Source organism: Enterococcus sp. DIV1368d (assembly GCF_050542975.1).
Lineage (GTDB): Bacteria > Bacillota > Bacilli > Lactobacillales > Enterococcaceae > Enterococcus_D > Enterococcus_D casseliflavus.
In genome coordinates this window covers 2,780,398-2,803,300 of record NZ_CP172939.1, presented here as the reverse complement: position 1 = coordinate 2,803,300, position 22,903 = coordinate 2,780,398, and the positions used below count along the sequence as shown (strand labels likewise).

Annotated in this window: 27 protein-coding genes; 15 read left to right on the top strand and 12 right to left on the bottom strand. The window is 43.6% G+C overall.

The annotated features are described in order from the left end of the window. Nucleotides 1-40: 40 nt before the first annotated feature. The 5 genes from IGJ44_RS13190 to IGJ44_RS13170 all read right to left on the bottom strand — a co-directional run bounded on the left by IGJ44_RS13190 (nt 41) and on the right by IGJ44_RS13170 (nt 4,272). Complete coding sequence (locus IGJ44_RS13190; RefSeq protein WP_167826915.1) at nt 41-1,315, bottom strand: ABC transporter permease; 1,275 nt, start codon at nt 1,313-1,315, stop codon at nt 41-43. Continuing rightward, complete coding sequence (locus IGJ44_RS13185) at nt 1,312-1,995, bottom strand: ABC transporter ATP-binding protein (protein ID WP_167826916.1); 684 nt, start codon at nt 1,993-1,995, stop codon at nt 1,312-1,314. Before IGJ44_RS13185 ends, IGJ44_RS13190 begins: the two co-directional genes overlap by 4 nt. 153 nt (nt 1,996-2,148) lie before the next feature. Further along, complete coding sequence (locus IGJ44_RS13180) at nt 2,149-2,919, bottom strand: ABC transporter permease (RefSeq protein WP_005228499.1); 771 nt, start codon at nt 2,917-2,919, stop codon at nt 2,149-2,151. After that, a complete protein-coding gene (locus tag IGJ44_RS13175; RefSeq protein WP_005228500.1) occupies nt 2,912-3,847 on the bottom strand; it encodes an ABC transporter ATP-binding protein in 936 nt (311 codons plus the stop codon). The genes IGJ44_RS13180 and IGJ44_RS13175 overlap by 8 nt, the downstream gene beginning before the upstream one ends. A gap of 176 nt (nt 3,848-4,023) precedes the next feature. Then, nucleotides 4,024-4,272 (bottom strand): helix-turn-helix domain-containing protein, encoded by a 249-nt coding sequence (locus tag IGJ44_RS13170; RefSeq protein WP_008380673.1) that lies wholly within the window; start codon nt 4,270-4,272, stop codon nt 4,024-4,026. A gap of 194 nt (nt 4,273-4,466) precedes the next feature. On the opposite strand from IGJ44_RS13170, the gene IGJ44_RS13165 reads away from it, so the two are divergent. Further along, complete coding sequence (locus tag IGJ44_RS13165; RefSeq protein WP_005228502.1) at nt 4,467-4,730, top strand: hypothetical protein; 264 nt, start codon at nt 4,467-4,469, stop codon at nt 4,728-4,730. Between the two features lie 13 nt (nt 4,731-4,743). Then, nucleotides 4,744-5,661, top strand: a complete 918-nt coding sequence (locus tag IGJ44_RS13160) for a LacI family DNA-binding transcriptional regulator (RefSeq protein WP_010749901.1) — start codon at nt 4,744-4,746, stop codon at nt 5,659-5,661. 60 nt (nt 5,662-5,721) lie between these two features. Here the strand turns inward: IGJ44_RS13160 and IGJ44_RS13155 are convergent, their stop codons facing one another. Then, nucleotides 5,722-6,495 carry a MerR family transcriptional regulator gene (locus IGJ44_RS13155; RefSeq protein WP_074535470.1) on the bottom strand — a complete coding sequence of 258 codons (774 nt, stop codon included), beginning with the start codon at nt 6,493-6,495 and terminating at the stop codon, nt 5,722-5,724. 114 nt (nt 6,496-6,609) lie between these two features. Between IGJ44_RS13155 and IGJ44_RS13150 the strand changes: the two genes are divergently transcribed. From IGJ44_RS13150 to IGJ44_RS13130, 5 genes are all read left to right on the top strand, one after another. Beyond that, nucleotides 6,610-7,491, top strand: a complete 882-nt coding sequence (locus IGJ44_RS13150) for an HAD-IIB family hydrolase (RefSeq protein ID WP_167826918.1) — start codon at nt 6,610-6,612, stop codon at nt 7,489-7,491. Continuing rightward, nucleotides 7,478-7,831 carry a DUF1827 family protein gene (locus IGJ44_RS13145; RefSeq protein WP_010749898.1) on the top strand — a complete coding sequence of 118 codons (354 nt, stop codon included), beginning with the start codon at nt 7,478-7,480 and terminating at the stop codon, nt 7,829-7,831. The genes IGJ44_RS13150 and IGJ44_RS13145 overlap by 14 nt, the downstream gene beginning before the upstream one ends. Nucleotides 7,832-8,080: 249 nt before the next feature. After that, nucleotides 8,081-9,547 (top strand): nicotinate phosphoribosyltransferase, encoded by a 1,467-nt coding sequence (locus tag IGJ44_RS13140; RefSeq protein ID WP_005228507.1) that lies wholly within the window; start codon nt 8,081-8,083, stop codon nt 9,545-9,547. A 62-nt stretch (nt 9,548-9,609) separates the two neighbouring features. After that, nucleotides 9,610-10,434, top strand: a complete 825-nt coding sequence (gene nadE, locus IGJ44_RS13135; RefSeq protein WP_167826919.1) for an ammonia-dependent NAD(+) synthetase — start codon at nt 9,610-9,612, stop codon at nt 10,432-10,434. Between the two features lie 191 nt (nt 10,435-10,625). After that, nucleotides 10,626-12,446: an LTA synthase family protein gene (locus IGJ44_RS13130; RefSeq protein ID WP_167826920.1), complete on the top strand. Its 1,821-nt coding sequence runs from the start codon at nt 10,626-10,628 to the stop codon at nt 12,444-12,446. 67 nt (nt 12,447-12,513) lie between these two features. Here IGJ44_RS13130 and IGJ44_RS13125 read toward each other — a convergent pair whose 3' ends face one another. Together IGJ44_RS13125 and nrdI are read right to left on the bottom strand one after the other, a co-directional pair. Further along, complete coding sequence (locus tag IGJ44_RS13125) at nt 12,514-14,163, bottom strand: MutS-related protein (protein ID WP_167826921.1); 1,650 nt, start codon at nt 14,161-14,163, stop codon at nt 12,514-12,516. A 41-nt stretch (nt 14,164-14,204) separates the two neighbouring features. Then, nucleotides 14,205-14,654, bottom strand: a complete 450-nt coding sequence (gene nrdI / locus IGJ44_RS13120) for a class Ib ribonucleoside-diphosphate reductase assembly flavoprotein NrdI (protein WP_167826922.1) — start codon at nt 14,652-14,654, stop codon at nt 14,205-14,207. Between the two features lie 136 nt (nt 14,655-14,790). On the opposite strand from nrdI, the gene gloA2 reads away from it, so the two are divergent. Both gloA2 and IGJ44_RS13110 read left to right on the top strand, forming a co-directional pair. Then, nucleotides 14,791-15,168, top strand: coding sequence for an SMU1112c/YaeR family gloxylase I-like metalloprotein (gene gloA2 / locus IGJ44_RS13115; RefSeq protein ID WP_005228512.1), 378 nt, complete (start codon nt 14,791-14,793; stop codon nt 15,166-15,168). A 93-nt stretch (nt 15,169-15,261) separates the two neighbouring features. Beyond that, a complete protein-coding gene (locus IGJ44_RS13110) occupies nt 15,262-15,828 on the top strand; it encodes a GNAT family N-acetyltransferase (RefSeq protein ID WP_167826923.1) in 567 nt (188 codons plus the stop codon). 4 nt (nt 15,829-15,832) lie between these two features. Here the strand turns inward: IGJ44_RS13110 and IGJ44_RS13105 are convergent, their stop codons facing one another. Continuing rightward, entirely contained in the window at nt 15,833-16,354 is a 522-nt protein-coding gene (locus IGJ44_RS13105; RefSeq protein ID WP_005228514.1) for an LURP-one-related/scramblase family protein, read from the bottom strand. 39 nt (nt 16,355-16,393) lie between these two features. Continuing rightward, nucleotides 16,394-17,263 (bottom strand): Cof-type HAD-IIB family hydrolase, encoded by an 870-nt coding sequence (locus tag IGJ44_RS13100; protein ID WP_167826924.1) that lies wholly within the window; start codon nt 17,261-17,263, stop codon nt 16,394-16,396. A gap of 132 nt (nt 17,264-17,395) precedes the next feature. Between IGJ44_RS13100 and IGJ44_RS13095 the strand changes: the two genes are divergently transcribed. The 5 genes from IGJ44_RS13095 (at nt 17,396) to IGJ44_RS13075 (ending at nt 20,946) form a co-directional block, all read left to right on the top strand. Continuing rightward, entirely contained in the window at nt 17,396-18,085 is a 690-nt protein-coding gene (locus IGJ44_RS13095; RefSeq protein ID WP_060791407.1) for a uracil-DNA glycosylase, read from the top strand. Between the two features lie 141 nt (nt 18,086-18,226). After that, on the top strand, nt 18,227-19,210 hold the full coding sequence (pta, locus tag IGJ44_RS13090) for a phosphate acetyltransferase (protein ID WP_430605782.1): 984 nt from the start codon (nt 18,227-18,229) through the stop codon (nt 19,208-19,210). Between the two features lie 215 nt (nt 19,211-19,425). Beyond that, nucleotides 19,426-19,899: a tRNA (adenosine(37)-N6)-threonylcarbamoyltransferase complex ATPase subunit type 1 TsaE gene (gene tsaE / locus IGJ44_RS13085; RefSeq protein WP_034858989.1), complete on the top strand. Its 474-nt coding sequence runs from the start codon at nt 19,426-19,428 to the stop codon at nt 19,897-19,899. Beyond that, nucleotides 19,892-20,416, top strand: a complete 525-nt coding sequence (locus IGJ44_RS13080; protein ID WP_010749888.1) for a GNAT family N-acetyltransferase — start codon at nt 19,892-19,894, stop codon at nt 20,414-20,416. The genes tsaE and IGJ44_RS13080 overlap by 8 nt, the downstream gene beginning before the upstream one ends. 14 nt (nt 20,417-20,430) lie before the next feature. Further along, nucleotides 20,431-20,946, top strand: a complete 516-nt coding sequence (locus tag IGJ44_RS13075) for a GNAT family N-acetyltransferase (RefSeq protein ID WP_167826925.1) — start codon at nt 20,431-20,433, stop codon at nt 20,944-20,946. Between the two features lie 75 nt (nt 20,947-21,021). On the opposite strand, the gene IGJ44_RS13070 is transcribed toward IGJ44_RS13075, so the two are convergent. Beyond that, nucleotides 21,022-21,555 (bottom strand): 3'-5' exonuclease, encoded by a 534-nt coding sequence (locus IGJ44_RS13070; RefSeq protein WP_086291842.1) that lies wholly within the window; start codon nt 21,553-21,555, stop codon nt 21,022-21,024. 84 nt (nt 21,556-21,639) lie between these two features. Beyond that, complete coding sequence (locus IGJ44_RS13065) at nt 21,640-22,392, bottom strand: exodeoxyribonuclease III (protein WP_167826926.1); 753 nt, start codon at nt 22,390-22,392, stop codon at nt 21,640-21,642. Between the two features lie 213 nt (nt 22,393-22,605). Between IGJ44_RS13065 and IGJ44_RS13060 the strand changes: the two genes are divergently transcribed. Then, entirely contained in the window at nt 22,606-22,881 is a 276-nt protein-coding gene (locus IGJ44_RS13060; protein ID WP_005228523.1) for an AbrB/MazE/SpoVT family DNA-binding domain-containing protein, read from the top strand. The last annotated feature ends 22 nt before the right edge of the window (nt 22,882-22,903 follow it).

Here is a 22,903-nt window from a genome sequence, read left to right as displayed (position 1 = left end):
GAAGTTCATCTTTTTTTATTTGTCCAGTAACTATTTATGTTTATTCATAACGCAAAGCTTGGATTGGATCTAGTTTACCTGCTCGGTTAGCAGGCAATGTGCCGGCTAAAAAGGCAATCAATAAGATGACACCCATAACAGTCAGCGTGTTCGACCAAGAAAAGCCGATCAATTCAAAACCAGTCAATTCTTCTAGGAAGGTGTTCGCAGCGTAATCGTTGATGACATTTCCTAAACCATAAGCGGCGAGAATTCCGGTGAGGGCGCCAAAGAAACCAATCAAAAGCGCTTCGAAACTGAAGGTGAGAAAGACCTTGCTGCGGCTCATGCCTAATGCTTTCATCAATCCAATCTCACGGGTACGATCTTGAACTGACATATAAAGTGTATTGATAATACCAAAGCTAGCGGCAAGTAATGAGATAGCGCCAAAGAGTGTAAGAACCCCAGTGATAGCGTTGATGACCAGTCGGAACATATTGATTTCATCTTCGATCGTCATACCTTGAAACCCGAGTTCACGCAATTCTTTTTTGATCGTATCGATTTTTGTGTTGGACAGGCCATCCTCTAGATAGGCCTGTGCTGCAAAGGATTGATTTTTTAAGTTGTCTGGTAATCCCTTTTCGGCGATTGTTTGCACGTGCTGGCTTAATGCTTGGTTCAAAATGGTCATGCCTGCTTGGATAAAACTAAAGTTACGGACTCCAACGACTTTGGCGGTCACAGTTTCTTGTTCGCCAGTCGCTTGAGCAGAAACTCCGAGAACGACTTCTTTTTCCAATGCATCTTGAGCATTTTTAAAACCTAGTGGTTCGATATATTCTTGATCAAGGACGATCTCATATGCGTCTGTTTCATTATTGATTTGTCGCCCCGCCTCTAAATCTAAATCAACACCAGCTGAGCCCATGGCAGTTAGTTGATATTTTGAATCAGTTAGTCCTTGAATATAATCAAGTGTTAAAGCCGCGATTGGTTCCACTCGTTGGATATGGTCAATTGTTTCTATTTGTTCGATATCCTTTGGAGTGATCATACTTGCCTCAGCGGTATTTTTTTCTGGATCGTATTCTTTTAAATTGCTGCCCGGAACCATGCTGCCAGTCCCTTCTGATTTATAGACAGCTAAAAGCTGATCATTGCCAACAGTCTCTAACTGCAGATCCATATAATTATTGACGCCGGTATTAATACCTAGTGTTAAGTAGATCGTAAAAGACCCAATAAAGATTGCGATGATCGTTAGAAGTGTTCGACCTTTGTTGCGTAAGAGATTTCCTGCAGAAGATTTTATTAAATCGATTAGTTTCATTTTTCTACCTCCTCAATCACTAAACCATCTTTGATATGGATCTGACGATCACAGCGATCAGCCAGCTCAGGATCGTGAGTGACGATGACTAAGGTGATATTTTCTTTTTTATTGAGGCCGAACAAAAGGTCCTCAACTTTTTGACCAGTCGCTGAATCAAGGTTTCCAGTCGGTTCGTCGGCAAAAATGATCTTGGGTTTGTTAACGATGGCGCGGGCAATACAGACCCGTTGTTTTTGACCGCCAGAAAGATCGGTTGCTTTATTTTTGGATTTTTCTGATAATTCGACAGCTTGTAAGGCTTCATCAACCAATTTTTTTCGTTGACTGCGGCGCATGCCATTTATTTTTAATGGCAACATGACGTTTTCGTGGACTGTATCTTTAGCATTCATAAAGAATTGTTGGAAAACAAAACCAAATGTTTCATTTCGTAAGTGATTTAATTCTGACGCTTTTTTCCCTTTGACGTTTTGACCCATCAAGAACAATTCTCCGCTAGTGGGTTGATCAAGTAACGCCAATAAGTGCATCAATGTGGATTTTCCGGAACCACTTTTTCCGATGATCGCTACTGACTCACCTTCTCTGATTTTTAAATCAATTCCTTTTAACGCATTGAAGGTTGATTCGCCTTTTCCGTAGACTCTTGTTAAGTTTCGTGCTTCTAAAACAATCATTTCATTCCTCCTCTTAAAAAAGTTAATAAGTTAAGGTTATCACAAATGATTATCAATAAATCAGCCTCTAGTTGTAGATTTTTAAATATAATGAAAAAAAAGACGATTTCCAACGGAAATCGTCTTGAAAAGAAAGAAAAATTTTAAGTTTCATTAACTACGCAGCCCGCGGCCTTTTTGGATCAAGTACCAGCATACGCTGTATAAGACGACAATGAACAAGACCAAAATACCGATGGATAGGAAAATCGGGACATCGATGGTGCCCAAAAAGCCGTAACGGAAACCAGAGATCATATACACGATCGGGTTGACTTTGGAGATCGTTTGCCAAATCGGCGGCAGCATGCTGATGGAGTAAAAGACGCCTCCAAGATAGGTCAATGGTTGTAAAACAAAGGTTGGCACGATGGAAACATCGTCAAAGGATTGGGCGAAGATCCCATTTAGCAACCCTGCTAATGAAAATAAGATGGCGGTCATGACAAGGGTTAAGACAACGATGACCCAAGAATAAACATGTAATGGGACGAAGAAAAGGGAAATGATGGTCACCAATGTGCCCACCAAGATACTACGTCCAAGTCCGCCAAAGACAAAGCCCCAAATGATGACGTGGGTAGGGACCGGCGCCACTAAGAGTTCCTCAATGTTTTTTTGAAACTTCTGTGAAAAGAAGGAAGAAGACACGTTAGAGTAAGAACTAGTGATCGTCGACATCATGATCAGCCCAGGAACGATAAATTCCATATAAGAAAAGCCGCCCATTTCGCCGATGCGGCTGCCGATCATTTTCCCAAAGATAATAAAGTATAAGGAAGTAGTGATGACGGGTGGGACGAGGGTCTGCACCCAAATCCGTAAATAGCGGTTGGTCTCTTTGACCGCTAAACTTTTTAAGGCTGTAAAATAAAGACTAAACATGGTTTTCCTCCGCTTCGTGTGATTCTTCGGTGATTTTCAAAAATAGTTCTTCCAAGCGATTGGATTTGTTGCGCATGGAGAGGACATTGATCCCTTGCTGACTGAATTGGGCAAAAAGATCGTTGACGCCTTGATCTCGAGCGACTTCAACAGCGATGGTCTGTTCATCTTCCATTTGGATCGGATACCCAGTGATCGTTGGTGCTTGCTTGATCGGTGCGATATCAAAAAGAAAGGTTTCAAATTGCAGTTTTGCCAATAAGGACTTCATGCTGGTGTTTTCGATCAGTTCACCAGATTGGATGATCCCGATGTTGCGGCAAAGCATTTCCGCCTCTTCTAAATAATGGGTCGTCAAAATGATCGTTGTGCCCTTTTGGTTCAATTCCCTCAAAAAGCTCCACATTTCCCGCCGTAATTCGATATCGACACCTGCCGTCGGTTCATCCAAAATCAATAGCCGTGGTTCATGCATCAGGGCACGAGCAATCATCAAACGGCGTTTCATCCCGCCCGACAGCATCCGCGCACGAACATTGCGTTTTTCCCACAAATTCGACTGCTTCAAGTATTTTTCGCTGCGCTTGATGGCTTCGTTGCGAGGGACACCATAATACCCAGCTTGATTGACAACGATCTGCTGGACCGTTTCAAAGGGATTGAAATTGAATTCTTGGGGAACCAGACCAATCTGTTGTTTGACTTGGACCAATTCTTTGTCTAAATCGTAGCCGAAGACTTTGACGCTTCCCGAAGATTTATTGACAAGAGAGGTGATAATGCCGATGGTGGTGGACTTTCCAGCGCCGTTTGGGCCTAACAAGGCATAAAAGTCACCTTCTTCCACCGTCAAATTTATGCCCCGCAACGCTTCAACGCCGGTAGCATAGACTTTGCGTAAATCGGTTAGTTCTAGTGCATAGGTCATGTTTGTTTGAACTCCTTCTATGTATGATGGTTTATTCTATCATTTTTTTTCAAGAAGAACCGCATGATTTGATTTTTTTCATTTGATTAGATAACAATTGTTGCTAATCGATGAAAAGTGGGAAAGAGGCAAAAGAAAAAACGACCATTTGATCGTTTTTTCGATAAAGTCGATTGTTAACATAAATACCGTTCTGGTCGTTCTGTCTGTCCTAATAAGTAATCGACAGAAACATTATAGAGGGAAGCTGCGTGTAGCAGCGTCAATACATCGGGTAAGCAATCGCCTGCTTCGTATAAGGTGTAATCGGGGTAAGACACATCGAGATGCTGGCATACTTCTTTTGGGCTCAATCCGCGTTCTTCTCTTAAAAATTTGAAGCGGCAACGCAAGGTGTCTAATAAAAAAGCTTCTTCTAATGTCACTTTGCGGTCCTCCTTAAAAAATAGCGCTTTTTTTTCGCACTGTTCTCTTTTTATTGTACCAACAAAAGCAAAATATGCGAAGTGATTCACATGAAGGGCGATCGGTTTTTGTCATAAAGTGAAACAAATGACTTGCTCTGAGACGCGTTTCATACAGTATGCTTGATTTATAAAAAGGAAGGCGGGATGGAAACATGAATACATACATGAAGAAAAATGGTGCGGAATGTTGTTATGTGACGTTGGCATTTGATGGACAACAACTGGTATTGACGAAGCCCAAAGGGTTCTTTCAAGAACGGTTAGTAGAAATTCCTGTGGATGAGATCAGTCACTTGACGTGTGATGAACACTTCGGGTCTCAGCGCATCGGATTTATCCATCACAACGATTACTATGAATTTTATACATGTGGGTTAAGTGTGATAGACTATATGAAAGAACAATTATTCGTTTAAGGAGCAGTGAGTCATGGCAAACATTCGGGATATTGCACGCTTGACCGGCTATTCGGTCTCAACGGTTTCACGAGTCATTAATAACAATCCTTATGTCAGTGAAGAAAAGCGTCGTAAGATCCTGGCTGTCATGGAAGAGGTCAACTATATTCCGAATTACACGGCGCGGGCATTAAGTGTCGGCAAAACCAAAAATATCGGTGTGATCCTGCCGTTTGTCAATCATCCCTATTTTGATCGATTATTGAGCGGCATCACGACAGCAGCGTTTGCTCGTGGCTATAAGGTGACGCTTTTAGCCACGAACTATGATCCGCAAGTAGAGGAAGCATATTTGCAAGAATTTGCGGCGAAAAGTTTTGATGCTTTGATCATTACTTCGCGGGCGAATCCGATCGAAACCTTATTGCCTTATCGTTCTTACGGACGCATCGTCTTTTGTGAAAATATCTCGTATTTGACTGACGGCTGCACCTATATCGATCGAGAGGAATCGATCAAGGAGGTCTTCACGTATTTTAAGGAACAAGGCATCCAGAAAATCGGCGTGACATTGGGACGCAGCCGCAAGCTCAGCAGCAATTCAAAAATCACGGTCCGTTTGGCTCATGACTATTTTTCGACCTTTTCCGAAGACTTGATTTTTTGGGATTGTTTGACGGAAGAAGATGGCAAAGAAGCGGCTGCTTATTTTGCAGATAAAGGAGTCGAAGCGATTTTCACCAATGGGGATCATGTTGCTGCTGGGATCCAGTCGCAGGCGCCGGGAGAATGGCTCGTGATTGGACGGGACAATCTATACATCAGCGAGCTGCTGCAGCTTTCAACGATCGATCATCACTTGCAAGCTTGCGGGGAGACTGCCGTCCAATTGGCGGTAATGGAAAAAAGCGGCAACTATCGCATGCCTTATGAGTTCATCAAACGATAGCTACAGACGAAACGATGCGCAAACAGGCCCCTGAGCGGGCAGTGCTTGCGCATCGTTTTTTTAATGGGATTTGGTGTAATGGTCAATGATCTGTTTCAACAGCTGCGCGCTGCCGACGCCTGCTTTTTGATCGTAATAGGCGGTAAAACGCTCGTCTTGAACGTACATTTCCCCTAAAGATCGGTGATATTCTGCTGAGTAAAAGGGCGCTGCTTGTTTAAGCCATGCTTGATGCGCAGCAAAAGCCTTTTCGGCTTTGTCAGAAGGGATTCGTTTCCCTTCCTTTTCATTCAATAGCTCTTTTATCAGCTGCAATAAGCGGTTTTCGTTGTCGGTCAGTGCTTGATAATCGACTTGGGTCATCTGCTGCCACTTTTGATTGCTTTGTTCGATGATTTCCTCACCGTAGGCTTCTCGTAATTCGGCACCGTAGTTCGCTTCGTTTTCACGAATTTTTTGTTCCTTAAAATAACGGAATTTCTCTTGATCGGTCATCGTCTTTTCTCCTTCATAATAATCAATTGTTTGCGCTAAGGTGGTCAAAAGACTGTCCAGGGCTGCTCGCTCTTGTAAAAGCTGTTGGTAATGCTGCAACAAGACCGTTTGGATCGATTCTTGTGGCTCATCCAAGATTCCGCGGATCGTTTCTAATGACAGCCCAAAAGACTTAAAATATAAAATCTGCTGTAGGCGATCGACTTCCTGTCTCCCGTAGATACGGTAACCAGCTGAGTTGGTGCGTTGCGGTTGTAACAACTTGATCTGATCATAATACCGCAGGGTACGGCTGCTGACTCCTGACAGTTTAGCTAAGGCACTGATCGTATATTCCATCGGCTTTTCCCTCCTTACACCTGTATCCTAAAGGTTGACGTAACGACAAAGTCAAGAAAATTTTTTTGCGTTTTTTAAAATGTGCTATAATTATAACAAAGAAAGGAAGATAAGATGCAAATAGTTTTTTCTGATATTGATGGGACGTTCCAAGAAATGGGGCACCCGATTCATGAGATCAATAAAGAAGCCATCCGTTGTTTGCAAGCCCAAGGGGATCACTTTGTGTTTGTCACAGGGCGAGGATTTGAGCTTGTTCAAGATATGATGGCGGAAGAAGGCCTTTCCTGCGATGTGATTTTTGGAAACGGCGCTGGTCTGATGGTAAAAGGAGAAGCGCCTGTTTTGACGCATACCTTGCCCTATAAGACATTGGCGCAAGTGATTGGTATCTTAGAAACAGAAGAGGTTTTTTATTTCTTACATACTGACCATGGCATCATTTCCCCACAAGCGCATTTGTATGAAGCGCAGTTTCAAGAAAGCCGCAAGCAGTTACTCGCGGAGTTAGGGGAGCGAGGACAAATCATCGCTGACTACAAATATGAGTTCTTTTACAACGAATGTCTTCATAAAGACGACGTGCTGCAGTTTATGAAGGAACATCCAGAGATAAAGGTCATCAAAATCGAACTGATGGAAGCGTCAGACGAAAAAAGAGAACGGCTGCGGGAGATGATCCAATCAGAAACGGCTGCGATTTTTCAATCCTTTGTCCAAACACTGGAGATCGTTGATCCATTGGCGACCAAAGGTGCCGCGATCCGTTCCTTTTTAGAAGCTTTTCCCGCTGCCAAAAGCTACGGGATCGGTGATGGTGAAAATGACCTTGCGATGTTTGAAGCGGTGGATGTTTCTTTGGCTGTAGCAAATGCCAGCCCAGCGATCAAAGCAGTTTGTGATCGAATCATTGAGCGCGCGGAAGACGGCGGTGTTGGCCGCTTTATTTTAACAGAATTAGTTTCGAGAGAGGATGTTGTGCATGAAGTTGATTGAAACCCCAGTAAACCAAAATCTAAATATGGAAACTTTTTACCCGAACATCTCCAAGTATCTATTCGACAAAATAGCGATCAAATACTATAAATTGTACTCGCTTGATCGGACGCAGATTCTCTATGTGGATAGTTTTGATACGATTTCTTTAGTATTGATCAACAATAAAAAGAAAATCAGTCGGGAAGAAGTCGACACAGCGATTCATCGTTTGCTGAAGGTCGATCGCAAAGACGTGACCGTCAATGTTAATATTCGTAAAGAAATGGAAGCAAGAGGCATCACCTTTTCTAAACCGAGGAAAGATGTCATTCTTGTTCAATTGCCTGTGAAAGAATAGTAGTTGAAAGAAGTTGGGACATGCACGTTGCAAGAGCAATCAAACGTTGAACAAAGGGGCGACCTTATACGCGCGCAGGAATGATGCGCCAATAAGTAGGAGGCTGACCCATGCTTTTGAGCAATTTGTTCTCAGATGTATTGCCTTGTACTAGCAAAAACCCAACTTTTTTTTGAAAAAAACAAGATTTTCTGTCTTTTGTGTTTTTTTTGCTATAATGAGAAGAAGTAAGCTAGAGGGAGTAAGAACATGCAGAAATTATTTAAAGATGACAGCTTGACGCTGCACACCGATCTCTACCAAATCAACATGATGCAAACCTATTGGGAGTTAGGCAGAGCCGATCGTAATGCGGTGTTTGAATGCTATTTCCGTGACATGCCTTTTGAAAACGGCTATGCGATCTTTGCCGGTCTGGAACGATTGATCGACTATTTGAACGATTTATCCTTTTCAGAAACGGATATTGCCTACTTGCGAGAAATCGGCGGCTATCCAGAAGCCTTTTTAGAGTATCTAAAGGAGTTCAAGTTTGCTTGTACCGTTCGTTCTGCGTTAGAAGGCGATTTAGTCTTCAACAATGAACCGATCATTCAAGTAGAAGGGCCGTTGGCACAAGCACAGTTGATCGAAACGGCGTTACTGAATATGGTCAATTTCCAAACACTGATCGCCACGAAAGCGGCCCGCATCAAATCCGTGATCGGCACGGATCCCTTGTTGGAATTTGGTTCACGACGGGCACAAGAATTGGATGCAGCCATTTGGGGGACCCGAGCGGCTTATATTGGCGGAGCAGATGCGACGAGTAATGTGCGGGCAGGGAAGATTTTTGGCATCCCAGCCAGCGGAACCCACGCCCATTCCCTCGTGCAATCCTACGGCAATGACTATGATGCATTTATGGCGTATGCCCAAACCCACAAAGATTGCGTATTCTTAGTCGATACCTATGATACATTGCGCTTAGGTGTGCCAAATGCGATTCGTGTGGCCAAAGAGATGGGGGATAAGATCAATTTCTTAGGTGTGCGGATCGACAGCGGCGATATGGCGTATATCTCGAAAAAAGTCCGTGAACAGCTGGATGAAGCGGGATTCACGGAAGCCAAAGTCTATGCTTCCAATGATCTAGACGAAAATACGATTCTAAGCTTGAAAATGCAAAAGGCGAAAATCGATGTGTGGGGTGTCGGCACCAAGCTGATCACCGCTTACGATCAACCGGCATTAGGCGCGGTTTATAAACTGGTGGCCATCGAAAATGAACAGGGAGAAATGATCGACACCATCAAATTATCCAGCAATGCTGAAAAGGTTTCGACTCCTGGGAAAAAACAAGTTTGGCGGATCACCCGTAAATCTGACGGCAAGTCAGAAGGCGATTATGTCACGCTATGGGAAGAAAATCCACAAGCAGAAGACGAACTGTTCATGTTCCATCCTGTTCATACCTTTATCAACAAAACAGTGACGAACTTTGATGCGCGACCATTATTGCAAGACATCTTTGTGGATGGCCAGCAAGTGTATCAAGTGCCTGACTTAGAACACATCAAAGCCTATGCGACGAATTGCTTGGATTCCCTTTGGGACGAGTACAAACGTGACTTGAATCCACAGAAATACCCAGTCGATCTTTCGCAAGAATGCTGGGATCATAAAATGCGCACGATTGAAAAAGTACGCAAACAAACCAATGGCGCGATTTTGTAATCCGCAACTGCGCTGGTCCTAGGATCAGTCAGCTGCTTCAAAAAATAAGAGGAGGCGTTTCTATGACCATGCAACAAGAAATTATCAAAGAATTAGGAGTCTTACCGACCATCGACCCGAAAGAAGAAGTTCGTAAGAGTATTGATTTTTTAAAGGCGTATCTGCAAAAGAATCCGTTCTTGCATACGTTTGTCTTGGGGATCAGTGGTGGACAAGATTCGACGTTAGCTGGACGGCTTGCGCAATTGACGATGGAGGAAATGCGCAGCGAAACTGGGAATCCTAACTATCAGTTCATAGGGGTACGCTTACCTTATGGGGAACAAGCAGACGAAGAAGATGCCAAAAAAGCACTAGCGTTTATCCAACCAGACATTGAGCTGCGGGTAAACATCAAAGCCGCCGTCGATGCGCAAGTACAAGCGGTGGAAGAAGCAGGGTTAGCGGTTTCCGACTTTAACAAAGGCAATATCAAAGCCCGTCAACGGATGATCACGCAATATGCCATTGCGGGTGAAAAAGCAGGGGCTGTTCTGGGAACAGATCATGCTGCGGAAAACATCACCGGCTTCTTTACGAAGTACGGGGATGGCGGAGCCGATATCTTACCACTGTTTCGTTTGAATAAACGCCAAGGCCGTCAAATCTTGCAATACTTAGGCGCGCCAGAAGCGTTGTATACAAAAGTCCCAACTGCGGACTTGGAAGATGGCAAACCTTTAGTGGCAGATGAAGCAGCTTTAGGAGTGACCTACAACGACATCGATGACTATTTAGAAGGCAAGGAAATTTCGGCTGAAGCCCAACAAACCATTGAAAACTGGTGGAACAAAACGCAACACAAACGCCACTTGCCAGTCACGATCTTTGACGATTTTTGGAAATAAACGAAACCAGTGATTGAGTTCCATTCGGATAGAAAGAAGAGTCTAGGGGGCAAGAAACCTTAGACTCTTTTTTATGAGGGTTGCTTTCTTTAAAAATAACAAAATCTTCTTGCCCTGGCTTTACTTTCTTGTCTTGAAAGCATAAAATACGAGGGTACCTAGAACGTGTAGAAAAGGAGGAATGTTCCTTCGTGAAAATAAATAGCCATCCTTATCTGAAGATCGCATTAAAAGGCATCGCCATCGTCCTGTTGATCATTTTCAGTAATTTATATTTGCAATGGTGTCAAAACAATCTTTCCGTTGAATTAGCCTTGAAATTTGCCTTTTCGTGGCATACAGCAAAGTTTTTCTTGGCTTGTGGGGTGCTACTGCTGGTGTATGGGGTGTTTGCCAGCTTGGCAGGTTCGGTACTGATTGGGGGCATCTTTTATAGTGTCGTCATCGGAATCTTAGGGTATGCCAACCACACGAAGATGGTCTATCGCCAAGAACCAATCTATCCCGATGATTTAAAGATGGTCACTCAATTCGACCTTCTACGAACCATGATCGGCAATGGCGCCTTTTTCTTAGCCATCCTCTTCGCTCTGGCGGCGATCGGGGCGATCGGCTGGAGTATCTATCGCAGCCGCAAATTAAACCGGCGTTTGCAAGTGATGCGAGGAGCGGTGCTGGTCGTATGCTCGCTGGGCTTAGTCTATGTTTCTCACTTCAATGACAGCAACAACCTTTTACGCAAAGCCTACAATCAGACGGCGCTCTGGATTCCGTATTCACAAAAAATGAACTACTACAATACGGGATTCATCGGTGGGTTTTTGTACAACCTGCGGGTAGATGCCATGACGAAGCCTGAGGGGTATTCAAAAGAAGCGATCCAAGCGATTGCGGACACCTACAATGCACAGGCGGCGGAGAAAAATCAAGACCGTGAAAGTGAAGCACCAAATATCGTTTATGTGATGAGTGAGAGCTTTTCCGACCCGAGCCATTTAAATGGCTTGTCGATCACCGGCGATCCGTTGAAAGACTATTACCACGTCGCCGATCAAACCATCAGTGGAAAAATGCTTTCGCAAAATTATGGAGGCGGTACGGCAAACATCGAGTTTGAAGCGTTGACTGGTTTTGCCATGGGCCTATTGAATCCACAGATGACGACGCCTTACACGATGCTAGTGCCGAAATTGACGCAACTGCCATCCCTGGTTTCTTTCTTGGAACAATCAGAGTATACGGCAACGGCGATCCATCCTTACGATACATCGATGTACAAACGCAAGGATGTCTATGGGGTGATGGGGTTTGAACAGTTTATCGATCAAGAGACGATGACCTATACCGACAAAATCGAAAATAATCCCTATATCTCTGATGAGGCGGCCTACAAAGAAGTGCTGGCATTGTTGGAAAACGATCAGCAACCGCAATTTGTCCATTTAGTGACGATGCAGACCCATATGCCCTATGCTGGCAAATACGATACGTTGAATTACCAAGCGAGCGGTCCGGGCAATATGGCTTCTTTGGAAAACTACCTACAGGATATCTCTTATAGCAGTACAGCGTTGAAAAACTTTGTGGCTGAATTAGAACAGCTGGATCGGCGAACGCTGGTCGTCTTTTGGGGCGATCATTTACCAGGCATTTATGCCGATGAGATCAAGGAGCAAAATGAAACGGCTGCCCTGCATGAAACCGAGTTTTTGATGGTTGATTCGCAAGGGAATTTTGCGCCAGAAGATGTACCTGTAACAAGTCCCTTTTACTTTGCGCCGAACCTATTAGAAGCCAGTGACCAACCAACGAGCGGGTTTTACCAGTTGTTATTAGCCTTGCAAGATGAGCTGCCGGCTTTTGAGATGGGGCAATATTATCAAGGCGGACAATGGCAGACGACCCTTGCGTTGGATCAAGAAGCCCAAGAAATCTATGATGCCTACAATTTGATCCAATACGATGTGTTACAAGGAGAGCAATACAGTTTAGCGACTGGTTTGTTTGACTAAATGAAACGTAAAATAGCGCCTTATCCCAGTGTTAGTCACAGGATAAGGCGCTTTTGTTTGTATGAAGTTATAAATCCTGCCATTTACGGTTTTGATCAAAATCATTGGCGGCGGCATAGGCGTCTTGAACGATCGTTTCAGGGTAGCCCATGACTTTTAAGAGGGCGATCGCGTTGCGGCTCAAGGCAGGACCGGATTTGACCTTGTAATCAAAGGAGATGCCGTCATCTTCCGTGACTTGTTCAGAAAAATGAATGTTGCGGCAATCATTTTTCAAAATTTCAGTCAGCTCAATATCATGAGTGGCGACAAATGCCAATGATGGGTAGGCTCGCAGCCAATGGATGATGCTGGCAGAAGCAGCGATCCGTTCCACCGTATTGGTTCCTTTTAAAATCTCATCAACAAAACAATAGCAGCGCTGGTTCGTGGCAACGGTGTCTAGCAGGCGTTTGATGGATTTGATTTCCGCGACGAAATAGCTGTCGCCTTCAAACAAGTCATCTTCGACAGCCATCGAGGTAATGACATGACCGGGAACCATCGTAAAGGTTTCGGCAACTGCTGTCTGGATCGTTTGTGCCAAAATGCAATTGATGGCGATGCTTTTGACATACGTCGATTTGCCCGAGGCATTGGAGCCAGTCACGAGGGTATTGTGGGTCCAAGCAACATCATTCATGACTGCTTCACTTAGAAGCGGGTGATACGTACCCGTTGCTTGTACACCTCCGCTTGTTTGGAAGGTCGGTAGGCAAGTGATGGGCATATACGTGCGAAAATTTAAAATGGCGGCTGCGACTTCCAATTTTCCCAGCAAATTCCACAGATCGATGGCTGCTTGTTGGTGCTTTGCCAAGGTAGTGGTGACCGTTTGATAGGAAATAAACGGCAGCATAAAAATGATATTGATGTATTCAAACAACATATCTCCTTCGCTGCCGTTTTTGGCACGAAACGAGAAAGCGAAACGAGTGATCTTTTTTAATGGTGCCAAGGATTGTTTGATCTCATCTTGGAGGGGCGTGTTGATTTTAGCGATCTGACTGCCACAGGCAATCGTTTGAACCAAATAGCGCATGCTGTTCAGTTCTGTTTCCAGCTTGGCTTTTTTGATGGAGTAATAGATCGTATTGAAAACGACACTAACCAACGTCAACAGGATGCCTTGGACAAACCCCAGCAGGAGCAGCAAGATGCCGACTAACGGCAGCACACCTAAAAAGACAAAGAAAGGCAGAGAACCGATCGATTGCGCAGCTTCATTGGCCAAGTAGGCTTTCGAAAAATTATCATCTTGTTTTCCTAAACGAGCAAACGTATATTGGGATTGTTCGCGTGCGGCACTGTCAGCAGCAAAAAAGTCGATCAATTTGGTCAGATGTTTGTCCGTTTTGAAGCGAAAATTGCGTAACTGCTGGTACAATGCTTCTGAACCAACACTGGAAAACGTCAGATTAATGGACTCAAACAACGAAAAGCCATCCAAGTCATACCAAGTGATGTCATCGACCTCGCTATCAAAATCGTGAAACTTCTTCTCAGTCAGCCAAGCCTTTTTCAAACTCGCTTCTTTATCAAAGCGGGGCTGACGGGGAAGCTTTCCCCAAGCCAGCCGAACGTAACGGCGTACTTTGTATCGATTCCAGATATCTAGTGCGGTCAAGATGAGAATGCTGGCGAGTATGATCAAAATGACCATCGTTTGTGGTTCCATATGCAAAAGTCCTCCTAATGGCTAATGAATGCTGGCTAAAGCTAAGTGTTGCTGTGGGCAGGATCGATTTCTTTCAAACAAGCATAGATCCGTTCAATATCTTGGGTCGTGCCTCGCAGCTCGAAATCCGCTAAGAACGGGATCGAAAATTGCTCCGCATATTGCTTTGCGGTCAAGCAATATTGATAATTAAAGTTTTTGTTGCCACTGCCGATCACGCCTAAGCAAAGAGCTGCGTTGTTTTCATAGTCAATGTATTCCCGCATGGTTTCTGTGAGAATCTCCTGATCGCCGTTATCGACGCCATTTCCACCTTCTAAATAGGTAGGGACAAAAACCACATAAGGTTCGTCTTCTTGTTCAAACACACTGTTGTCATGAATTTCTTTGGCTTCCCAAGTACTCGGAGTGTCTTGCTGATCCGCAAAGGCCAACAAGCGGTTGACGAATGCACGGGTATTTCCAGAGATTGAAATATAAAGTAGTTTCATTTTTTTCATCACCTTCCGCTTTCTAGTATAACAGAAACCATTTATGAAAAGAGGAGAACTTCGGCAGTCTTTTCTAGTAAAATGCAGCCAAAGGCTTTAAACTGAGAGAGGAGTCCAATACAAAGGAGTGGCAATAATGTTTTCAAAAATGCATCATGTGGCGATCATCGCCAGTGATTACCAGCAGACCAAAGAATTTTATGTAGAGAAATTAGGCTTTGAAGTGATTCGTGAACATGCGCGCCCAGAAAAGAAAGATGTAAAAATCGACCTGCGCTTTGGGGAATCAGAAATAGAACTGTTTGTGGTGGAAAACCCACCAGCAAGACCAAGCTTTCCCGAAGCAGCTGGCTTGCGGCATTTGGCATTTGCGGTGGAAAATATTGAAGCAGTCGTGGCAAAGTTAGCCGCCAAAGGAATTGCGTGTGAACCGATTCGTTTCGATACCTTTACGAATAAGAAAATGACCTTTTTCCAAGATCCAGACGGCTTGCCGTTGGAATTGCATGAATAAATAAGGAAAACTTTGTGTTGAACCTTTGTCGATTCAACTTGGTTTTTCTTGAGAGAATTGTTATTCTATGTATAGAAGTAAGGAGGAGAAAACGTGATAAGATTTGCAAAAAAAGAAGATCGCTTTGTCATGGCTGAACTTGTTTTAGTCATTTTAAAGGATATGGAATTGCCCTTTGTCAAAGAGATCGGTGAAGCAAAGACCTTAGAGATCTTGGCAGATGCCATGCTAGAACCCGACTATCGTTACGGCTTTCGCCGTGCGTTGGTCAATGAGATCGACGGGGAAGTTGCTGGGGTCGCCTTTGGATACCCAGACAAAGAAGAGCCGACGATCGATCAGCCTCTAGATAAAGTGCTGGAACAGTACGGTTTGAGTAAAGACATGAAGCTGTTTATCGATGAAGAGACCTTACCAAATGAATGGTACTTAGATACCATCTGTGTGGCGGAGAAATTTCGGGGCAAAGGTGTCGGATCAGCCTTATTAGAAGCGTTGCCGCAAATTGCTTCTAGAGATGGCTATGAGGTGATCGGCTTGAGTGTTGACCGAACAAATCCCCATGCGAAGCGGCTCTATGAAAAGCATGGCTTTGAAGTCGTGGCACAAAGAGAGATCAGTGGCCACCTATACGACCATATGCAAAAAAGAACCAGCTGATTTTTCAGCTGGTTCCATTTGTTAGTCGAAGCTCAAGAGGATGGTCTTTCTTGCGGTGCCGATTGTACAGCCAGTAATCCATGACGGCAGCGATACAGATGCAGACTGGTGCATCCCGATCATCAACGACATCCAGTACATAATAATCCCCCGTCAATAAGGTCGCCTTATCCATTTCCATGATCTTTTTATTGAAATGATGGATCCCATAGCGATGATTGTAGATATCGCCGTGGACGGCCCAGTGAAGCTGCTGGATATAGTAGAAATCACCCGGCCAGTTAAAGATTTTTTGCAGTGTACCGACTTTCTCAAAGTCTTTGTAGATCTCAAAGCGCGTACCAAAAGTAAAACTGATTTGTTTGATACTAGCGACCATTTGCCCATTCAAGCGGTAAAGGGAAAGAGCATCGCCCTTAGTTCCCCAGCGGCCCACCATTAAAAACAGTGATTTGCCTGTTTCATCTTTGACAATGGTGCGTGTGACTCTGCTAAGTTGTCTGTCTTGGATGAAAAATTCTGACATACTTACGCCTCCTCATGTATCCCCAAAAAGCTGCGTGATTTAAAGATTTTCATCAATTGCCCGAACGATCGCTTTGCCGACACCAGACTCAATATTGGTGTCCGTCAAATACTTCGCGGCTTCTTTTACCTCTAACTCGCCATTTCCCATTGCAAAACTAACGCCTGCCAGTTGCAGCATACTTACGTCATTTAAGTTGTCACCGATCGTCATCACTTCCTCCAGTGAGATCATCCGATCTTTAGCGACATGCGCCACTGCGATTCCTTTTTGCGCGTTTCGGTGGTTGATCTCAATATTGTTTTGTCCAGAAGAAGTCACCACTAAATCGCCGTACCCATCGATGATTGTCGTGATAGGACCCAATACCCGCGCACCATCTTGATGGAAGCAGATCACTTTCAAAAATTCTAATTCTTCGATCGAAAACAACTCACTGAAATCATCGACATAATTGATCGGTAAAAATTCTAAACGGGCAGCTGTCATAGCGATCGCCATCTTATGGGTTAAATGGGGCATAGCTTCTGCCGTATGGATCGCAAAATTTTCGATCCGACGTGTCTGACTTTCCGAATAGATCCCATTGCTCGTTGAGATCTCAAAATAGATGTCGTTTTCTTTTAGTAGGTCGATCAACGAACGAGTTTGTTCATGGCTGATCGGCACAGTAAATAATGAATTGCCCGCTTCGTCGTAGACTTGGGCACCATTCAAGGTGATCATTGCACAGTCGATCCCGGCTTCTTGCAGCGGCGGCAAAGCCTCTTTGCGGTTACGGCCAGTTGCGACCATAAATTCGATTCCTTTGGATTGGGCATATTTGATTGCTTGGATATTTTCTTCTGAAATCTGCATACTAGCATTTAAAAGCGTACCATCCATATCAGAAGCAATTAATTTGATCATTGTCAGCGTCCTTTCTTAATCGTTTCTACAAATAGTGTACCATAAATCGCGCATTTTTTTTCTTTCGAAGAGTAATTCTTGTTTCTAAGGGGAGGGATTTGTTATCCTAGAAGAAAACAAAGGAGATTCGCCATGAAACGACTATTGGACAATGATTGGCAAGAGCAATTGCAAGAATCATTTGAGCAACCCTATTACCAACAACTACGGGCTTTCTTGAAACAAGAATATGCCCAGCAAAAGATCCATCCAGCGATGGATCATATTTATGAAGCACTTAAACTGACACCATACCATGACGTAAAAGTTGTCATCTTAGGTCAAGATCCTTATCATGGCCCTCACCAAGCCCACGGACTGTCGTTTTCCGTGCAGCCGGGGGTCAAAATACCGCCTTCCTTACGCAATATTTACAAGGAATTAGCCGATGACTTAGGGATTCCACCTGTGTCCCACGGTTATCTCGTGCCTTGGGCGCAACAAGGGGTCTTATTGTTGAATACCGTGTTGACAGTACGTGAAGGGCAAGCCTATTCACATCACGGGCATGGCTGGGAGCAGCTGACTGATACGATCATCGAAAAATTGAATCAACGAGAAGAACCGGTCATTTTTGTTCTTTGGGGCAAACCCGCCCAAAAGAAAGCCGCTTTGCTAGATACCAGCAAGCATATTATTATAACAGCGCCTCATCCAAGTCCGTTATCAGCGCATCGAGGATTCTTTGGTTCGAAGCCTTTTTCTAAGATCAATCAAGCATTGCTGGCGTTAGGGGAAGAACCGATTTCCTGGGCGTTGCCAGAAAAAATAACACAGTTGTAAAACTGTGTTATTTAGAATGAGTGAATTTGTGAAAAAGGTAACGATATTTAAAATAATCGACTAATACAGGATTTTTATCTGTTCTTTTTTTCGCAATTATTGTACAATGGAAGGGTATAAAAAAACTGGAGGTCTTTACCCGTGGAATTATTCGAAAGTTTAAAATTTAAAATCGTGCGTCGTCATATCAAAATCGTTTTTCCTGAAGCAACAGATCCTCGTATCCTAGGTGCTGCTAGCCGTTTACGTTCAGAAGAATTGATTGAACCTGTTTTGATCGGTAACCCGGTTGAAATCGAAAAAGCAGCGGAAGCTCGCGGAATCAACGTATCAAACTTTGAAATTTTAGATCCTGAAAATTATGATCGTTGGGATGAAATGGTTGAAGCTTTTGTGGAACGCCGCAACGGCAAAGCAACGAAAGAACAAGCAGAAGAAATCTTAAAAGATGTCAACTATTTCGGTACAATGTTGACTTACATGGGCATTACTGAAGGAATGGTTTCAGGAGCGATCCATTCTACGGGTGATACAGTAAGACCCGCTTTACAAATCATCAAAACAAAACCAGGTGTGAGCCGTACAAGTGGTGCTTTCCTAATGGTTCGTGGTCGTGACCAAGAAAAATACTTGTTCTCAGACTGTGCCATCAATTTAAACCCAACTGCACAAGAATTGGCAGAAATCGCTGTTGACTCAGCGAAAACCGCTGAATTATTTGAAATCGATCCAAAAGTTGCTATGTTAAGCTTCTCAACGAAAGGGTCTGCGAAAGCACCAGAAGTAGATAAAGTCGTTGAAGCAACAAAAATCGCCAAAGAATTGGCACCAGAATACCAAATCGATGGAGAATTGCAATTCGATGCTGCGTATATCTCAGCAGTTGCGCAATTGAAAGCTCCTGAATCTGAAGTAGCAGGTAAAGCAACCGTCTTTGTTTTCCCAGATTTACAATCAGGAAACATTGGCTACAAGATCGCCCAACGTTTCGGTAACTTTGAAGCGATTGGACCAATCTTACAAGGATTGAACAAACCAATCTCTGATTTGTCTCGTGGTTCAAATGAAGAAGATGTCTACAAATTATCAATCATTACTGCGGCACAAACACTAATGGAAAAATAAGCAGCCAATTGCTGCACTTATGAAAAACTGATCCCTTGAGGGTCAGTTTTTTGTTTTGCTCTTGGAAAGTTGAGGGCAGCAAAGCAGGGGGCGTCCGTATGAATCAACGATCCAGTGATCGTTGGGGAATTTTTCCTAAGCTCCTTCTTTACAATTCCTTGAAAAACAAGCTATACTAGCAACTAGTAAATTAGATTGATCAAAGGATGGGGACTATGTTTACCATTAACGACTTAGAAGCAACCGCAGCATTTGCAAAAATCATTGGAGAGGCAGCCGAGCCAGGGGATAATCTGGTATTGACGGGCGATTTAGGTGCTGGCAAAACAACATTGACGAAAGGCATCGCCTTGGGGCTAGGAATCGAGCAACTGATCAAAAGTCCGACCTATACGATCATTCGTGAATATACCAATGGACGGCTACCGCTGTACCATATGGATGTCTATCGGGTGGAATACGGTGCAGATGATTTAGGACTGGATGATTATTTCGAAGGGGATGGCTTGTGTGTGATCGAGTGGGGCAATCTCTTAGAAGCCTCCCTGCCAGAAGATTATTTAGAACTGATTTTGGAAAAAGATGATACAGATGAACAAAAACGTCTTGTGAAATGTCATGCATATGGCACCAAAGCAACCGCCTTTTTGCAACGGATCACAACAAAATGGCAGGCAGCTCATGAGTGAGATCCAATTACAGATCAAAGAAGCCACGGGTGCTGATGCCAAAGCTGTGTTAGCAGTCAGTCAACAGCTAGGAGAAGAAACGGATTTTCTATTGATGGACGAAAGCGGCTTGGCGTTGCCAGAAGCCTTATTGGCAGAACAGCTGGATGCTATCTATGAACGGGACGACTATTTGCTGTTGTTAGCATTTGATCAAGAACAATTGATCGCCATGGCATCAGTCAAAGGCCATGAAGAGTGGCAATTAGCCCATGTCGGGGAGATCGGTATCTCGATTTTAAAAGACTATTGGGGCTTGGGCTTAGGTTCGCTCCTGATTGAAGAATTACTGGACTGGGTAGTAGAAGTTGGCGAATTGACCCGAATCGAGTTGACCGTCCAAGCGAGAAATCTACGGGCGATCCATCTGTATCAAAAATTTGGTTTTTTAACAGAAGGCTGTATGAAAGAAGCGGTACAAACCCGCGAGGGGCAAAAAGTTGACGTTTTGATGATGGCACGTCTTTTTGAATCATAAAAGGAGTGAAGGAAATGGAGTTTCGGGAACCGACGATCGCAGACTGCGATCAAATCGAAGCGTATCGGCAAGCCTTCGAGAAGAATCAAGAAGTCATCCATGGTGGGGCAGGACTTGTAGAAAGTCCCACAGCCAAAGACTGGCTAGGGGGATTGGCAGATTTTAAAACAGCAGAAACGGTACCAGAAGGATTCGTTCCCGCCCGTACCTATCTGGCTATCCAAGATCAAAAAGTGGTCGGTCTCTTGAATCTGCGTCTGACACTTAATGCATATTTGCGCCAAATTGGCGGACACATCGGGTATTCGGTGTACCCAGACCATCGAAAGCAAGGCATCGGCTCGGCAATGCTGGCACAGTCATTGGTAAAGGCCAAACAATTTGGCTTGAACAACGTGTTAGTAACCTGTGAAGAAGCCAATCGCGCCTCCGCCAAAGTCATTGAAAACAATGGTGGTAAATTGACAGAAAAAGTCATTGATCCTGAAGATGGCGCTGTAATCTGTCATTATTGGATCGATCTGACCTAAAATGAATCCTTCCTTAAATGAAAACGTGCGTCCTAAAGGCTAGCGCAATGCTGACTTTAGGACGCACGTTCTTATTTATTTGACTAAAACCAATTTTTTTAATGGATCGATACCAAATTCTTCTTCTTGACGCAATAAGATTTGGGCACATGCCCGACTATCTTCTAGTGCATCATGGTGGTTTAGTAAAGGAATCTGTAATTGCTCACAAACCGTGTTTAATTTGTGGTTCGTAAATTCTGGATACAGTTTGCGGCTCGTTCGCACCGTACATAAGGAAAGATAATTTGGTTGTGACAACCCATAATAATCAAGACACCCCGCCAAAACCCCAGTATCAAAACCAGCGTTATGCGCAACGATCAAACTGTTCAGTTGATAATATTGTTGGATTTGTTTCCATACGTCAGGAAACTTAGGCGCTTCTTTTACATCTTCTGGACGGATGCCATGAATTTGAATGTTTTTCCAAAAAAATTCCGTTTCCGGTTGGATCAATGTGTAATATTCGCCCACGATTTTGCTATCTTGTACCATGACTAGTGCAAGGGAACAGGCACTATGCTTTTGATAATTTGCTGTTTCAAAGTCCATTGCGATAAAATTCATCAGACTCACCTCATTGCCATTCTAGCACAAAATCAAAGAATGAAAAGCGAACAAACGTTAAGAAAAACTGAAGTTTTCCTACGGTTAGTTGAGATCCAGTTCCACCGGACAATGGTCACTGCCAATGATATCTGTATGGATCTTGGCGTCTAGCAAGCGCTCATTTAAGTCATCCGAAACGACAAAGTAATCGATGCGCCAGCCAGCATTGTTTTTGCGAGCGTTGAAACGGTAGCTCCACCAAGAATAAATACCTTCTGCATCTGGATAGAAATAGCGGAACGTATCGGTAAAGCCAGCAGCCAAAAGAGTCGAAAACTTTTCCCGTTCTTCAGGTGTAAACCCAGCACTTCTTTGATTGGTTTTCCAGTTTTTGATGTCGATATTTTTATGGGCAACATTCAAATCACCACAGAGAATCACTGGCTTTTGTTGTTTCAATTCAGTCAAGTAAGCCAAAAAGGCATCTTCCCAAGTCATGCGATAATCCAAGCGGCGCAATTCATTTTGGGAATTCGGTGTGTAGCAAGTAATCAAGAAAAATTCAGGATACTCCAGCGTGATGACGCGACCTTCCGTATCATGTTCTTCGATCCCTAATCCATAACGGACCGATAGTGCAGGTTCTTTTGCGAAAATTGCTGTGCCAGAATAGCCTTTCTTCTCCGCATAATTCCAGTATTGATGATAGCCTGGTAAATCCAATTCGATCTGACCTTCTTGCAGCTTTGTTTCTTGTAAACAAAAGAAATCAGCATCGAGGGCTTCAAACACTTCAGAAAAATTTTTTTTAACGATGGCCCGTAAACCATTCACATTCCAAGAAATAAATTTCATTGAGACTCCTCCTTATTTTCCACTACGCCTCCCATTTTACCTAAAAAAGCCAGAAGCGCAAAGCAAGTGAGCGGAATGAGGAAAACAAGGAGGAAGAATGAGGATTAAATTTGGATGCTAGAGAAAATTCGTTTGTAGTACGGAAAAGGAACGATGGCTCCTTACGCTTACTTCCATTTTATGATACAGTCATTTTGAAAAGGGGGCAGTTTCATGACGATCAAAGCGCAAGTTTCAGCGAAAATGACTTCGAAAAATCAAATAACTATTCCAAAAAGTGTGCGGCAAATACTAGGCTTAAAAGAGAATCACTGGGTAATTTTTGAATTTACCCCAGAAGGTGAGATCAAGGTAAGAGGCGAAAAAGCAGCGCCTTCCTTTGAAGCTTTTTGGAAACAAGAATTAGCGATCATAGAAGAAATGGGAAAATTTGACACAGGTGAGATGTTTTTTGAAAAAGATTTAGGTGAGGAGAACATTGAATGGTAAGGCAAGGAGATATTCTTTTATT